Raw genomic sequence first — 300 nt, forward strand, 5'->3', positions numbered from 1 at the left:
ACCATCACCATTGCGGTTGGCCAGAGCTCCGGCACTGTAACGACGGCGGTCAGCAACGACGTCTACGTCGGCCATGACTCGGTCAGCAACAGCATCGCCACTGTGACGGGCGGCAGCTATGAGAGCTTGGTTGCCAACCAGACTCCAGTAACGACAGCTGTCACCGACACGGTCGACACCTCGACTGTGACTCTGACCGCTACCCCATCCGTTGCCGAAGGCGGCTCGATCGTTTACACCGCTTCCGTCAGTGCGCCGGTCACTAATGCCCCGGTCATCGTGAAACTCGCCAACGGCGAG

General features: G+C 61.0%; 1 protein-coding gene. It reads left to right on the top strand.

Annotation, left to right across the window (positions count from 1 at the left end):
* A partial coding sequence (locus SJI00_RS22455; protein ID WP_322463873.1) for an immunoglobulin-like domain-containing protein occupies positions 1–300 on the top strand: 300 nt, incomplete at both ends.

The sequence above is a fragment of the Pseudomonas gebzensis genome (assembly GCF_034427815.1).
GTDB lineage: Bacteria > Pseudomonadota > Gammaproteobacteria > Pseudomonadales > Pseudomonadaceae > Aquipseudomonas.